The sequence below is a fragment of the Pseudoalteromonas luteoviolacea genome (assembly GCF_018100925.1).
GTDB classification, from domain to species: Bacteria; Pseudomonadota; Gammaproteobacteria; order Enterobacterales; family Alteromonadaceae; genus Pseudoalteromonas; species Pseudoalteromonas obscura.
The window spans coordinates 87,550-102,531 of sequence record NZ_JAGJEH010000010.1 but is presented as its reverse complement, the minus strand read 5'-3'; the positions used below and the strand labels follow the sequence as shown (position 1 = coordinate 102,531).

At 42.3% G+C, this 14,982-nt stretch carries 14 protein-coding genes; 8 read left to right on the top strand and 6 right to left on the bottom strand.

The features are described 5' to 3' along the window. Positions 1 to 163 precede the first annotated feature (163 nt). Entirely contained in the window at positions 164 to 1,315 is a 1,152-nt protein-coding gene (metK, locus tag J8M00_RS20775) for a methionine adenosyltransferase (RefSeq protein WP_211012387.1), read from the top strand. A 53-nt stretch (positions 1,316 to 1,368) separates the two neighbouring features. On the opposite strand, the gene J8M00_RS20770 is transcribed toward metK, so the two are convergent. Continuing rightward, positions 1,369 to 2,214, bottom strand: a complete 846-nt coding sequence (locus J8M00_RS20770) for an HDOD domain-containing protein (protein WP_211012386.1) — start codon at positions 2,212 to 2,214, stop codon at positions 1,369 to 1,371. 326 nt (positions 2,215 to 2,540) lie between these two features. Continuing rightward, complete coding sequence (locus J8M00_RS20765) at positions 2,541 to 4,058, bottom strand: CYTH and CHAD domain-containing protein (RefSeq protein ID WP_211012509.1); 1,518 nt, start codon at positions 4,056 to 4,058, stop codon at positions 2,541 to 2,543. 340 nt (positions 4,059 to 4,398) lie between these two features. On the opposite strand from J8M00_RS20765, the gene J8M00_RS20760 reads away from it, so the two are divergent. Beyond that, complete coding sequence (locus J8M00_RS20760; RefSeq protein WP_211012385.1) at positions 4,399 to 5,022, top strand: TIGR04211 family SH3 domain-containing protein; 624 nt, start codon at positions 4,399 to 4,401, stop codon at positions 5,020 to 5,022. A 46-nt stretch (positions 5,023 to 5,068) separates the two neighbouring features. On the opposite strand, the gene J8M00_RS20755 is transcribed toward J8M00_RS20760, so the two are convergent. The 4 genes from J8M00_RS20755 to J8M00_RS20740 all read right to left on the bottom strand — a co-directional run bounded on the left by J8M00_RS20755 (position 5,069) and on the right by J8M00_RS20740 (position 8,910). Continuing rightward, positions 5,069 to 5,398: a hypothetical protein gene (locus J8M00_RS20755; RefSeq protein WP_211012384.1), complete on the bottom strand. Its 330-nt coding sequence runs from the start codon at positions 5,396 to 5,398 to the stop codon at positions 5,069 to 5,071. 106 nt (positions 5,399 to 5,504) lie between these two features. After that, the gene (locus tag J8M00_RS20750) at positions 5,505 to 5,984 is read right to left on the bottom strand and encodes an FKBP-type peptidyl-prolyl cis-trans isomerase (RefSeq protein ID WP_211012383.1); all 480 of its coding nucleotides are present in this window, start codon (positions 5,982 to 5,984) and stop codon (positions 5,505 to 5,507) included. Positions 5,985 to 5,992: 8 nt separating this feature from the next. Continuing rightward, complete coding sequence (locus tag J8M00_RS20745; protein WP_211012382.1) at positions 5,993 to 8,404, bottom strand: Lon protease family protein; 2,412 nt, start codon at positions 8,402 to 8,404, stop codon at positions 5,993 to 5,995. 47 nt (positions 8,405 to 8,451) lie between these two features. Then, positions 8,452 to 8,910 (bottom strand): zinc ribbon-containing protein, encoded by a 459-nt coding sequence (locus tag J8M00_RS20740; RefSeq protein ID WP_211012381.1) that lies wholly within the window; start codon positions 8,908 to 8,910, stop codon positions 8,452 to 8,454. Between the two features lie 356 nt (positions 8,911 to 9,266). Here J8M00_RS20740 and leuS point away from each other — a divergent pair, with 356 nt between their 5' ends. The 6 genes from leuS to rlmH all read left to right on the top strand — a co-directional run bounded on the left by leuS (position 9,267) and on the right by rlmH (position 14,982). Further along, complete coding sequence (gene leuS / locus J8M00_RS20735; protein WP_211012380.1) at positions 9,267 to 11,855, top strand: leucine--tRNA ligase; 2,589 nt, start codon at positions 9,267 to 9,269, stop codon at positions 11,853 to 11,855. Positions 11,856 to 11,911: 56 nt separating this feature from the next. After that, positions 11,912 to 12,418, top strand: coding sequence for an LPS assembly lipoprotein LptE (gene lptE, locus J8M00_RS20730; RefSeq protein WP_211012508.1), 507 nt, complete (start codon positions 11,912 to 11,914; stop codon positions 12,416 to 12,418). After that, a complete protein-coding gene (holA, locus tag J8M00_RS20725) occupies positions 12,418 to 13,476 on the top strand; it encodes a DNA polymerase III subunit delta (protein ID WP_211012379.1) in 1,059 nt (352 codons plus the stop codon). Before lptE ends, holA begins: the two co-directional genes overlap by 1 nt. Further along, on the top strand, positions 13,476 to 14,105 hold the full coding sequence (gene nadD, locus J8M00_RS20720) for a nicotinate-nucleotide adenylyltransferase (protein ID WP_211012378.1): 630 nt from the start codon (positions 13,476 to 13,478) through the stop codon (positions 14,103 to 14,105). The genes holA and nadD overlap by 1 nt, the downstream gene beginning before the upstream one ends. Positions 14,106 to 14,192: 87 nt before the next feature. Continuing rightward, positions 14,193 to 14,510 carry a ribosome silencing factor gene (gene rsfS / locus J8M00_RS20715; protein ID WP_023398560.1) on the top strand — a complete coding sequence of 106 codons (318 nt, stop codon included), beginning with the start codon at positions 14,193 to 14,195 and terminating at the stop codon, positions 14,508 to 14,510. A 1-nt stretch (position 14,511) separates the two neighbouring features. Beyond that, entirely contained in the window at positions 14,512 to 14,982 is a 471-nt protein-coding gene (rlmH, locus tag J8M00_RS20710; protein WP_036975605.1) for a 23S rRNA (pseudouridine(1915)-N(3))-methyltransferase RlmH, read from the top strand.

Below are 14,982 nucleotides of genomic sequence, written 5' to 3'. Positions count from 1 at the left end.
TTCACTTTGTTTTTAATGCGTAAATTGCAAGTATCTAAAAATAGACGTCTAGGCGTAAAAAAACTATGCATATAAAATTGTTTTCGTTAGAATATCTCTTCTAAAATTTTCTCGCGCTGTTTTACGCATGTTCGCGAAGCGCTTTTTTTTGTGAGTATAAATAATGGCGAAACACTTATTTACTTCAGAGTCAGTTTCTGAAGGCCATCCGGATAAAATTGCGGATCAGATTTCAGATGCAGTATTAGATGCAATTCTTGAGCAAGACCCAAAGGCACGCGTAGCGTGTGAGACCTACGTTAAAACTGGTATGGTCATGGTTGGTGGTGAAGTAACCACAAGCGCTTGGGTAGACATTGAAGAATTAACACGTAAAACAGTTCGTGAAATTGGTTACACCCATTCTGATATGGGCTTTGATGCTGACTCTTGCGCAATTTTGAACACCATTGGTAAACAGTCTCCAGACATCAACCAAGGTGTAGATCGCTCTCGTCCAGAAGATCAAGGCGCTGGTGACCAAGGTTTAATGTTTGGATATGCATGTAATGAAACTGACGTTTTAATGCCTGCACCAATCACTTATTCTCACCGTCTTGTACAGCGTCAAGCTGCAGTGCGTAAAGATGGCACGCTGCCGTGGTTACGTCCAGATGCAAAATCACAAGTAACTTTTGCATACGAAAATGGTCAGCCAGTTGGCATCGACGCAGTTGTACTTTCAACTCAGCACTGTGACTCAGTATCACAAGATGAGCTAGTTGAAGCTGTAATGGAAACAATCATTAAGCCTACGCTACCTAAAGAACTAATTACCGAAGCAACAAAATTCTTCATCAACCCAACTGGACGTTTTGTTATCGGTGGTCCAATGGGTGACTGTGGTCTAACAGGTCGTAAAATCATCGTAGATACATACGGTGGTATGGCAAGACACGGTGGTGGTGCTTTCTCAGGTAAAGATCCATCAAAAGTAGACCGTTCAGCTGCATATGCTGGTCGCTATGTTGCTAAGAACATTGTAGCAGCAGGTCTTGCTGACAAGTGTGAAATCCAAGTTTCTTATGCTATTGGTGTAGCTGAGCCTACTTCTATCAGCATTGATACTTTTGGTACTGGTAAGCTTGAAGAAACACGCCTAATTGAGCTAGTTCGTGAGCACTTCGATCTTCGTCCATATGGCTTAATCACTATGCTCGACCTAGAGCGTCCAATTTATCAGCCTACTGCTGCATATGGTCACTTTGGTCGTGAAGAGTTCCCTTGGGAAAAAACAGATAAAGCAGAAGCACTTAAAGCAGCTGCCGGACTTTAATAGTCTAAATTATGTTAGCAGAAAGGCGCTTTTCAAAGCGCCTTTTATATATCTCAGCCAATTAAAAACTCTTCAACATCCTCTTTCATATCCGTGTAATCATCGTCACTCAAATCCAATGCCAACATCACGTCATCTTTAAAGGCATGCCAATCTGCACAACTTCTAAAGTGTTTAATTTCAAAAGAGAAGTTTTCTGCAAGTTTCAGTGTTGCAAGGATTTTTTTTTCAAGATCAGAGTCGTTATCCTGAAAGAAGTGCGCATCATGATGACGCAGTATAATTTGACACACTCTTTTGGGAAGATGCCATGAACTTGCCAAGTAATACCCTACAACGGTATGATTTGTAGGGTATTGCTGCGACTCATATTCAACCAATGAGTGTTCCGGCCGCTGTGTTGCGCGCATCAAAACATCATTGTAATCCTGAAACCGCATGGCCATTGCAGGGATCCCCGCATCGTGAAATAGTCCTAGCAACTGCAAGTCTTCAATGGGAACTGGTGTTTTAGTCTGTTTTCCAATGAGCATGGCCACTTGTGATATGTCGGACGCACTATCCCAAAAGCGTTGCAGAGATATACAGCAATCATCTTGCTCAAATGCACTCTTGAGTAGATGCCCTGTCACGACTTGTGTTATGCAATTCATGCCTAAAAACATCACCGCCTGCTTTATATCTGTTATTGTTCGCGACATGCCATACGCTGGAGAATTAATGACTTTCAATACAGCAGCAGAAGTCGCAACGTCTTCTGTAATGATCTCCGCTACACGACTTAACTCTGGTTCATCTTGATTCAGCTCGTTTTGTAAACTTTGCAATATTTCCGGTTTGGCAGGCAAATTGAAACCAGACCGCAAGTCAGCTAAGACTTTGTCATCAATATCTATCATAGGTCACCTATGTGGTGGCATTGATTTTAGTGTAGTAGATGAAATTTGACCTGTCGCGACTATTTCGTAATCTCTAACAATCTCAATTTAACAACCGCTATTCACTTTGCTGTAAGTCAATTAGCCAGCCATTGAGTCAGTATTTATACACAGGGATAAAATTAAAATTACTATCTATTGGTTTGAAAAATGGTGTTTTTTTAGAAAGGAGTCCATATCAGACGAGAAAAACACAAAAGCGATTTCGAGTTTATTGGCAGGTAAATTTAAAATTTTTAACAGTAGAGTGCCAGTAAACACTCTACCTTTATCATGTAGCTAGTGGCCTACCAATATGGTTCGCAATTGATAGAGGCTTGTCTGCTTTGTTCCATTGCGCTTATCAAAAAATCTGATTTTTGCTGAAGCCAAGTAAGAATTTCCGAGAACGACTGAGCGTCTTGGCCCTCACACAAACGCTTTAAATAATGCAGCGTTTCTAGTTCGTAGATACCCGCAAGAATATCCATCCAAGGAGCTCTAAAGCTGTGCCTCTCCCCTTCTTCAAAAAGTGCACCAAAACAATTGCCACTTAGCAACATTTCTTCAATGTTCGGTCTTGTTTGCACATATTGTTCGACCGCCATCGCTTGTTTGTCAGGAAACATGCCCCTAAGCTTCTTCCACTCTTGGTCAAATGTTTTTTTGGCCATGCCACGAACACTACTCTGGGCTGCCTTAATGGCATTTTGATCCCAGTTTTGACGCCAACTTTTCTCTATCAGCCATCGAGTCAGAGACAGCAACAACTTGTTGTAACGCGAGCAATGGAACAAATCTTCTAGATCCGTTTTTGTTGGTTGCACACTCTTTAAATCATCAATTATTTGTGACAATTCAGGCGCATTGTGGATGCGTTTATAGTATGCGTGGCGCTTTGAGGTGTATGTTTTTAAATAAATAGCACTCTCAACCCACTCAAGTTCACCCAATAGCCACTTTAATTCCTTACGGAGATTATCTGTGGTTTCCCTTGCGACAAACTCCTCAAAAAGCCAAAACGCATGCCTGACTAAACGCACTCCATCAATAATGCGCTTCAGCGTTTTTAAACTCGACTCATTGACGTAGCATTGCTCATGCTTTTGCACAAGTTCAATGGCATAGTTAACTGTCTTGATGAATGCCTGTTCTTGATTCATTTCGGCAGATAAAGGGACAAACCCAATTTCACTATTTGGTTGCAGTGGCATATCATCTGCTAACCTATAGCCCCTTGCCGCTTTAGAATAAAAGCCTAATCGCACACCAATTTGTGAAACAAGCTGTTCCGCCAACAAAAATAGATCTGTACGTTCACCTTCAACCAACTCGATTTCAAGTTCAGAAATAGGCTCTGACTTACCACTTGCAGATACTTCGCCCTTGTCGAGTACCACTTCTATCAAGCTGCCAGCATCTGTTTCAATTAGCCACGTTCGACGAATAAAATTGGTTGTAAAAATAGGAAAGAGGTTTTCTGCAATAGGCTCCAAACGCATTCCCATAGGCCAAATAGCTGTGTCGAACGCAAAAATGTCTGGCTTTCTACCTTTGAGCGGAAGGTTGTATTCTGGACGCTGATGAAGACCACCCAACACTTCTCCCGAAAGTTTGATTGTTTGCTCACACTCGTCATTGACACATCGCGTACGCAAACCAATATCAAGCGCTCTTAGCTCTCTGTTGGGCGTATCGTAATATGCATTTTCAAGATTTTTTGCCGGCTTATTATTAACCCGCTTCGCAAACTGTGTGATCAATGCTGGAATAAGCGGAACTTCATTATCTGAAACCAAAAACTTCAGTTCTATTTCAGTGTCCATTAGGGGGTAGGTTACCTTTATAAAATGAGAACGTTCAAAATATACAATGACACCTAATTTTGCAATCTTTTTACCTCCAATAAGCGCAAACTCCGCTGATTTGATCACATACTTCAACCTTTTCTTTTCATCGAGCTGTCAATTGGTTCATTATTTGACCCCATTCGATTAAGACAAACCTCCACTTCTGAGAATACGATATTTGGGGCTGAATGATCAGTAGTAATGAATGCTAACAAATAAAAAATCGTGATTGTCCTTTAAGCTCTTGCCAAGCGCTTTTGAAAGCCATACTATTTTGATAAATTCATATAAACCTTAAAAAAATAAGGGCTCGCGAATGATAAAACACCTCGCACTGCCACTTTTGTTTGTTTTTGCACCATTTACGCTTTGTGCACAGGAAGCCGATGATGCAGCACCCCAAGAACAAACGGCACAGCAGAACACGCCAAATGGCTTTATTGTTGATAACCTTTACTTATTTATACACTCAGGCCCTGGCAAAAATTACCGCATTTTAGGCTCCATAGAAGCCGGTACTGCAGTGCAAATTACCAACGAACAAGAGAACGACTTTGTCCGTATAATAGATAATAAAAATAGAAGTGGTTGGGTTGAGTCAAAGTTTGTCACTGCTGAAGCTGGACTCAAACAACAAGTTGGCGATTTGAGTAGCTCTTTAAACCAAGCTGAGCAACAGCTTAACACCTTAAAAGAGTCGGTCCCTCAACTGCAAAATGACTACGATTTACTGGAAGCCCAAAATACTGAATTACAAAAAACAATCGCAGATCTCAATGCTCAACTAACGCAGCAAGCGCAAGAAAGTCAAAATCAAATTAAAGCTGAGCAACATACCCTACTATCTTATGGCGGCATTATTGCGCTGTCAGGGCTGATACTGGGTGTACTCCTGACATTATTTTTGTCGCGTAGAAAAAGGTATGACGGCTGGAGCTAATCTCATCTGTAAAAAAACCCACTTTGCTCGACAAAGTGGGTTTTAGTTAAATTACGAATACAATTAGAGTCGAAAAAATCACGGTACCCAAAGAGAAGAAAATAACTCCCATATCAGCTAAAAACCGATCATATAGAAGCTCTCTTAATGTTACCTCCTCTAACTTAGTCAATTCACCTAATGACGAAACTGCAGCTAAATTTTTGACAAACGCCGCTTGTCTATCGATATCAAATCGATCAGATGAAAGTTGTTGATAAAATCCAGGGTTGGTAGAAGAGACGTAACTTTCTATTCTCATATGTTTATTGTTACTCACCCTTCTACAAAACAATGCCCCTGCAAAACTACATACTATTAGAAACAGATATGCCAAGTACCACCTCCTTGCCATGACGATACCTGTTCCCATTTAAATAACAATATAGATAAAATGCAAGCTAAAAATAATACAACTTACACAAATCTTAAACCTTTATGTGCTAGTTAATTGCAATTAGTTCAACTTCAAAAATCAATAGCGAACCCGCACTAATATTTCCCGTCGATCTATTCCCATAGGCTAAATCCGGATGAATATAGAGTCGAAACTTATCACCCTCTGCCATGAGCTGTAGTGCCTCAGTCCAGCCTGCAATTACTTGCTTAGGGCTAAAAGTGATGGCTTGCCCTCGATCTACAGAGCTGTCAAAAACCATACCATTGATTAAAGTTCCATGATAATGAACTCGTACGCTGTCATTGATTGTCGGGAAAGTATTTCCGTCTCCCTTCTCAATTATTTCATATTGCAAACCGCTCTCTGTCGTAATCACACCTTCTTTTTTTGCATTCGATACAAGAAACTCCTCAGCATCCAATCGATTCATTTGCGCAATTTGCATCTGTTTTTGACTATTATTGAAAATAAACCATGCTAGCCCAAAGACTAAAATGGTGACCAAAATACCGGTTACAGACATAACTACTCCTACTCAGTGTCTTCAGATGGTTCTTTTTCTTCGCCATTAACTACTTGTGCTATTTGCTCAAGTCTAGCTAATGCTAATTGATTGATGGTCCCTTTTGGGTACTTACCTTGGTTGACCTTCCCAGCAGGCACATTCATTAGAATCTCTAGCGCCTCGTCAACACTTTTCACTGCAAACAAATTAAACTTGTTGCTTGCAATTGCCTCAACCACTTCGTCTTCTAACACTAAGTTAATTAAATTGGAATGTGGAATGATCACCCCTTGACTACCCGTTAGGCCGCGCATCTTGCAGAGTTTAAAAAAGCCTTCTACTTTTTCATTAACGCCGCCGACCGCCTGCACTTCACCATGCTGATTTATAGAGCCTGTCAATGCCAAAGACTGCTCAATAGGTAACTGAGTGATGGCAGAGATTAAACCACATAATTCAGCCAGTGACGCACTGTCCCCATCTATATATCCGTAGCTTTGCTCAATCGCTATATTTGCACTCAAAGTTAAACTAAACTGCTGCGCATACTTGTTACCGAGATAGCCAGTAAGCAACATCACTCCCTTCGAATGGATTGACTTACCAAGCTCGGCTTCTCGCTCAACATCAATGACACCATCTGAACCAGCATAGACCGTTGCCGTGATCCGTGCAGGTGTACCAAACGCTGTGTCGCCTATGTGCAGTACAGTCAGTCCATTTACTTTGCCCACCGCTTGGCCTTGTGTGGCGATTAATGTGTGCCCTTCCTCTATGTCACTTAACATATTTTCGCTTAGTTGGCCGGTGCGGTATTGTTTGCCAAGTAAAGCCTCAGTAATATGATGATCGTCGATCATCTCTTCACCATCTTGTTTAGCGTAATAGCTTGCCTCTGCCACCAGCTCAAGTACATCAGCAAAACGTGCAGACAATTTGCTGCGGTGTTCTGCTTGGCGATAGCTAAACTTCAAAAGTCGAACTAACGCTTCTGCCGTCAGGCCACAATTTAAAGTTTGCTCGCAATACTCTTGGACTTTAGTGACAAACTGGTACTGCAACCTATCGCTGGAGGGCAAGTAATAATCAAAGTCAGCAAGGACTCTGAAAAGCTCTCCAAACTCTTCATCATACTCACTAATGGTGTAATACAAATCTCGAGAACCCAGCAAAATAATTTTAACATCCATGGGGATCAGCTGAGGCTTTAGGGTAAAGCTACTCCCCACAGAGCTATCTTGAAATGGCAAATCATTTTTAATCTGATGTGTTTTTAATGACAGTTTAAGCCCGTCCCACACTTGCGGAGACGCGAGTACTTTATCCGCATCCATGATTAAGTACCCGCCGTTTGCACGATGTAGTGCTCCGGCTTGAATAGAGCGATAGCTAGTGATCAGCGACCCCTGTGCGCTTTCGTATTCAATCTTACCAAATATATTTCCAAACGTTGGGTTGGGTTCATACACCACCGGAGCAGGCGCCCCTTCTTTGTATTCGATTAAAATATTTGGCGCAAAAAAGTCTGTCAACATACCTTTAGCATCGAAATCTTCTTTTTGCTCGTCAGAACCCGCAGAGTCATCATCCAGCCAATCTAAAACCGCTTCAACTATTTCAACGCGAAGATCTTTTAAGTAACGGATCACCCCTATATGACTGGCGTACTTGTGTTCAAGCGCTTTAAGCAATGGCTTAGTTGCAAGCTCAATCGTCGTTTTTTTCAATTTTCTGAGCTTTTCTGACGACTCTCGCTTCCATCGAGGTAACTCGATAAGCGCTTCGATTAAGCCATCTTCCAACTCGTCAATGGCTTCGTAAAACTGAGTTTGGACTTGCTCATCAAGTACAGCAAACTCATTTTCATCTAGCTGTTTACCATTGACTACTGGCACAAAACTGACAGCCCCATTCTCCTCTAGCATGATCACGCTTTTATTCATCGCCAGCTGCTCAACCGCTGTCAATGCTGCGTTGTACTTATTGTCAAAGTCTCTATCAATTGACTTTTTCTTGCGCTGATAGCCCGGGTTGTCAAATGCAGCAGGAAAGGTGTCCACAACTTCGTCCAAAAACGCATCAATGTCATCTGCAAGCTGCCGGCTTTCACCAGGCTGCATGAACATAGTGATAGGCTCTCTGTGGTCGTCATAATTATTGACATAAAGCCACTCTTTGGGTGTTGGTCGCGTTTTGCTATGCGCTTCTAATTTATCCTTGACCATGGTAAAGCGGCCTGTAGCTGCTTCGCCCATGACAAATACGTTGTATCCAGGTAATTCCATACCAAGGGCAAAATCGAGCGCGCTCTGAGCGCGTTGTTGTCCTATGAAAGGTAAAGACTCGGGATAAGGGTTTTGCATACATGATCGAATATGTTGCAATGAAACAGTCGGTGTCAGCTGATCCGAACACAGTGGCTTAATTGTTTTAGTCATTCCTGGTTTCTTTATTGTTCACACTTCGAAATACAACATTGTGTCGTTTAGGGTGTCAGCGCCTTGCGCAGAAAAGTATCATGCCCGCATTCACTACAAGCCTTTATCTCAAGAGTGTGATAAACATCGGTTTTATTGCCGCAATTCTTACACACTAATTGCCCCAAAGCTATCCATTCACCTTCTTTATAAACGCCATCATGTGCAAAATCAGACATCAAAGCTTGCCACTCAAGCTGCGTCCTGTCCTCTAAATAAGCTAACTCGTATAATATTGATTCTTTAAACTCTTCCCACGCAACACCTTGGTAATGATCGTGGTGTTGTGAAATATGCTGTAGATCACGTTTGAAGTAATGCTTGTAGTCATTGAGCTTGTTTTTGCCAAACTCCCGCCACCTCTGCTCTTCCTTAATAAATTCATCGACCATTTTTTTCAGCTCATGCTCTTTCACATCTTTAAACCATTTAGAAAAATCATCAAGCCAATGTTTATAATCTGCCATGTTGCCTCCTGTTCATCTACATCTAGTCACAGTGGTAAACCCCAACGCCACAAATTACATATTTGACTTATCATGCCCAGCCAAACACGTAAACGTCACCCATGGTTGCCGAAGTTGATACAACACCTGTTGAACACATTCACATTGCATATTCAGAGTATAGAGCACTCCTCAAAAAGGGCCATGAGCCCAACAATAAAAGACATTTTCAACGTCTTTTATTGTTGGGCAATTGAAATTGACATAAATATGATTATTCCATGCAAATTGCCCATCATATGCTGTGATCAGGCTAAGTTTTCGGGTATGCTATTGACCAATTTTACAATCAGTTTGCAAGAAGTCTGGAAACGTCAATGCAAGAGCAATACAACCCACAAGAAATCGAACCCAAGGTTCAATCCTATTGGGAAGAAAATAACACATTTAAAGTAGTCGAAGACGAAAGCAAAGAAAAATACTATTGCTTGTCTATGTTCCCTTACCCAAGTGGTAAGCTCCATATGGGACATGTCCGTAATTACACAATCGGTGACGTTGTTTCGCGCTTCCAGCGCTTGCAAGGAAAAAATGTCATGCAGCCAATGGGCTGGGATGCGTTCGGTCTACCAGCTGAAAATGCAGCAATCAAAAATAATACTGCGCCTGCAAAATGGACCTACGAAAACATTGACTACATGCGTGGTCAGCTGAAGCAACTGGGCTTTGGTTATGACTGGGATCGCGAAATCGCAACGTGTCACCCAGAATACTATAAATGGGAACAATGGTTCTTCACTAAGCTATATGAAAAGGGCTTAGTGTATAAGAAAATGTCAACCGTAAACTGGGACCCAGTCGACCAAACTGTACTTGCTAATGAGCAGGTTATCGACGGTCGTGGCTGGCGTTCAGGTGCACTTGTCGAACAAAAAGAAATTCCACAGTGGTTCATCAAAATCACAGACTATGCTCAAGAACTACTTGATGACTTAGACAAGTTAGATCACTGGCCAGAACAGGTTAAAACCATGCAGCGCAACTGGATTGGCCGCTCGGAAGGTTTAGAGATCGACTTCAAACGCGCAGACAACAATGAAAGCTTTACTGTCTATACGACTCGCCCAGACACATTTATGGGTGTCACTTATGTTGCTGTCGCAGCGGGCCACCCAATTGCCTTAGAAGCGGCGAAAAGCAATGAAGACGTGGCTGCATTTGTCGAAGAATGCAAAAACACCAAAGTAGCAGAGGCTGATTTAGCTACTATGGACAAAAAAGGCATTGCAACAGGCCTGAGCGCAATCCACCCATTAACAGGTAAAGAAGTCCCAATTTGGATCGCTAACTTTGTTTTAATGGACTACGGTTCTGGTGCCGTCATGGCGGTACCTGGTCATGATCAACGTGACTATGAGTTTGCGACAGCTTATGGCCTAGAGATCAAGCAAGTAATTAGCCCTGCGGCGGATGCTGAGCAACAAGCTGATCTAGCTGCTGAAGCTTTCACTGAAAAAGGTGTGCTTATCAACTCAGGTGAGTTCGATGGCCTTGATTTTGAAGCCGCTTTCAATGCTATTGCTGATAAGTTAGAAAGTCTGGGTGCTGGCAAACGCAAAGTAAACTTCCGCCTTCGCGACTGGGGTGTTAGCCGTCAACGTTATTGGGGTTCACCAATTCCAATGCTAAGCAAAGAAGATGGCTCAGAACTCGCTGCGACTGAAGAAATGTTGCCAGTGCGTTTACCTGAAGACGTTGTAATGGATGGTGTAACATCTCCGATTAAAGCAGACCCTGAATGGGCCAAAGCCACCGTAAATGGCGAACCAGCATTCCACGAAACAGATACTTTTGACACCTTTATGGAGTCATCTTGGTACTACGCTCGTTACTGTAGCCCGCGCTACGATGAAGGCATGCTAGAGCCTGGTGCTGCAAACTATTGGTTGCCTGTAAACCAATATATCGGTGGTATTGAACACGCTATCTTGCACTTACTATACTCTCGCTTCTTCCACAAGCTATTGAGAGATTTCGGTTTAGTTAATTCAGACGAGCCGTTTGAGCGTTTGCTTTGTCAAGGTATGGTCCTTGCTGATACTTATTATCGTAAAGATGAAAAAGGCGGTGATATTTGGATCTCTCCACTGGATGTAGAAACAGAAAAAGACGACAAAGGCCGTATCATCAAAGCTTGGCATAAAGACGACGGTGAGCCAGTTATGTCAGCGGGTATGGGGAAAATGTCCAAGTCTAAAAACAATGGTATTGACCCGCAAACGGTTATTAAACAGTACGGTGCCGACACAGTACGCTTATTCATGATGTTCACTGCTCCACCAGAGCAAACACTTGAGTGGTCTGATTCTGGTGTTGAAGGTGCTCAAAGGTTCCTACGTCGTGTTTGGAAATATGCTGTTGATGTTAAAAATGCAGGTACTGCAGATCTAGATCTAAGTAAGCTGTCTAGTAATCAAAAGACGCTGCGTCGTGAAATCCACAAAGCCATTGCTAAAGTCACTGATGATGTTGAACGTCGTCAAACATTCAACACAGCGATTGCAGCAGTTATGGAATTGTCCAATAAACTGACAAAAGCACCACTCGAAAACGACCAAGACATTGCACTTGCAAATGAAGCGCTAAATGCAATTATCATTATGCTAGCGCCAATTACACCACATATGTGTCATGAGTTGTGGGAACAACTTGGTCACCAAGGCGATGTATTGGATGCCGCTTGGCCAACAGTAGATCAAAGCGCTTTGGTTGAAGATGAAAAACTGATTGTTGTTCAAGTAAACGGTAAACTGCGTGCAAAATTGACTGTTGCCGCCGACGCAACAAAAGAGCAAGTTGAAGCAAAAGCCTTCGCAGAAGAAAACGTCACTAAATTCACTGATGGTAAAACCATTCGTAAAGTAATTTATGTGCCGGGCAAGCTACTTAATGTGGTTGCCAACTAATGATTGGCTTAGTTAAGCGAGTCATTTTAGCAGCAAGCCTTACTGGCTTGGCTGCTATGCGCGCGCTTGCTGGCATAAAGAATGGACTAGCAGTTTTGCTAGTCTGTTTGACTGTCACAGGCTGTGGCTTTCATCTAAAACAAGCGTCGTATATCCCTGAAGATCTAAGAGTATTGCATCTAACAGGGGAAGACCAAAAGTCAGCTTTATACGAGCAACTGAAATACGAGTTGCAGCGCTCACAAGTCAAAATTAACGATGAGATTACGGGTAAAAATAGTAAAAATGCAGCAGAGCTTCACTTGTACAGAGATGCGCTGAGCAGGCAGCCATTGAGCCTTTTTCAAAATGGCCAAGTTGCTCAGTATGAGCTTGCATATAAAGTTTCCTACCGCCTATCTCGCCCGGATCAAGAGCCTTTTGAACAAAGTTTCGAGCTTTATCGCAACTATCAAGACGATCCAACGAACTCACTTGCCAAATCCAAAGAAATGGAAATCATCCTATCTGAGATGCGCAAGTTAGCCACTAAACGAATTATTCGCGAACTGTCACAACTCTAATGCGCTGTTATGCAAATCAACTAGCAGGCCAGTTAAGTAAAGGCCTGCATCCTTTCTACCTTGTTTTTGGTGAAGAGCCTTTCCAAGAGGGAAATTGTGTTTTAAATATCCGTCAAGTAGCTAAAAAGCAAGGGTTTGATGAAGTCATCAAGTTTGCCCTGCTGCCCGGCTTCGATTGGCAAGAACTCATTGCCCAGTACAACAGCATGTCGCTTTTTAGTGCACGTACAATTATCGAACTTGATTTAAACCAACAGAAGCCACCTACGCAAGGCGTTAACATCCTAAAAGAGCTGGCTGCCAATATAAACCCAGATGTCATATTAATTATAAAGGGTGCAAAAGCGGGCCAAGATATTCAGCGCTCAGCTTGGTTTAAAGCTCTCGACAAACAAGGCTTATTTGTACCTTGTTATGCCCTCACAGGTTATCACTTAGAAAGGTGGTTGGATGACGAATGTAAACGTTTAAAAGTCAATTTAAAAAGCGACGCCAAGCGCAGCTTACTACTGGCAACGGAAGGTAACTTACTTGCCACGTATCAAGAACTTGAAAAGCTGTCACTACTATATAAAGATGCTTTGATTGATCAACAGCAACTTATGAGTGGCCTACTCAATCAAGCCAAGTTCGACATCTTCGATCTAAATGATGGTTTGTTGAAAGGCAATGCAAAGTATATCGTGAAAATACTCAATAAGTTAGCTACTGACAATGTTGAACCGACCAGTGTTGCTTGGACAATACAAAATCAAGCGCAGACTTTACTCGCTATGAAGCGTGCACTGGTACAGGGCCTAGCTATTGCGCCACTGTTCAAGCAACATAATATTTGGAAAAACCAGCAGCAGTCGACACAACAAGCTTTAGATAGGCTCACAATCGCCCAACTAGAACATATTATATCTCTGCTCGCGCAGTTTGATTCAGCCTTCAAAAGCAATGGACTTAGTGCGCCATTCCAAGGCCTTGCACATATCGCTTTAAGTTTTTGTCAGCCAATAAATTTCCCAATGCCTTTTGCTGACAGTTCAAACCAGCTAGGAACTCAGCACTGATGATTGCACTTTTTGGCGGTACCTTTGACCCGATCCACTTAGGGCATATCAATATGGCCGAACAGTGTTTAAAGGAATTATCTCTCACTTCTTTATCATTTATGCCCAATGCAACACCTGTGCATAAAAAAGGCCCAAGTATAGCCACAGAGCACCGCTTGGCGATGTTACAATTGGCTACTAACGAAGAATCAAGATTTAACATAGATACTAGGGAGATTACACGCACTGAGCCCTCGTATACTGTATTAACCTTACAAGAATTAAGGGCTGAACACCCCAATACTCCCATCGCTTTTTTGATGGGTATGGACTCTTTTAATAGCCTTAGCAGTTGGTATCAATGGCAAACAATCACTCAACTATGCCATATCGTAGTATATGCAAGGCCGGGCGATAAATTTGCACCATGCTTGCAGCTAACCCATTACCTAGCACATGCCAAGGTAACCCATCCAGATACATTGCACCAAGTTCAAGCAGGGAAATGTTACTTTATGACTGGCGAGCCTTTTTCCGCAGCATCGAGTGAAATTCGCACAGTAATAAAATCCGGCCAGTCCGTTGAACCTTGGCTGCCAGAGTCGGTCATAACTTATATTAATAAAAATAAACTGTACGCACAGTAACTGCCGCTGATCGACTTGATAATTCTACTGGAAAACATGTTAGAATTGCGCCCTTATTAGTAGTGTACATAGCATAGAGATTCTGATTTGGATTCAAAACAACTTTTAGACTTTGCTTTAGATAAAGTCGATGATATGAAAGCCCGTGACATTGTGAAGTTAGATGTCAGAGAAACGTCCTCAATCACTGATTATTTAGTCATTTGTTCAGGCAACTCGAAACGCCACGTTCAATCAATTGCAGACCATGTAGCAAAAGAAGCGCGTCATGCCGGCGAAACACCACTAGGCCACGAAGGCCAAGATGTCGGTGAGTGGGTACTTGTTGACTTGGGAGATGTTGTGGTACATGTCATGCAAGACCAAACTCGTGATTTTTATGATCTAGAAAAGCTTTGGGGCTAGCGTGAAAATTCAGTTAATTGCTGTTGGCACAAAAATGCCGGCATGGGTGGAAACTGGTTTTAAAGAGTATCAACGTCGTTTTCCAAAAGATATGCCTTTAGACTTAATCGAGATCAGCGCGGGTAAGCGCGGTAAAAATGCAGATATTAAACGCATTTTACAACAGGAAGGCGAAAAAACGCTGGCGGCTATTCCGAAAGGAAACCGCATCGTTACATTAGAAGTAACTGGCAAACCTTGGGATACACACCAACTAGCAACTAACATGGAAAAATGGCAGCTCGATGGTCGTGACGTCAGCTTACTGATAGGTGGGCCTGAAGGGCTTGCACCAGAATGTATTGCCGCATCGGAGCAAAAATGGTCTCTGTCCAATCTAACATTGCCCCATCCACTGGTAAGAATTGTCGTTGCTGAAAGTCTATACCGAGGCTGGAGCTTAAATAACAACCACCCATATCACAGAGAATAA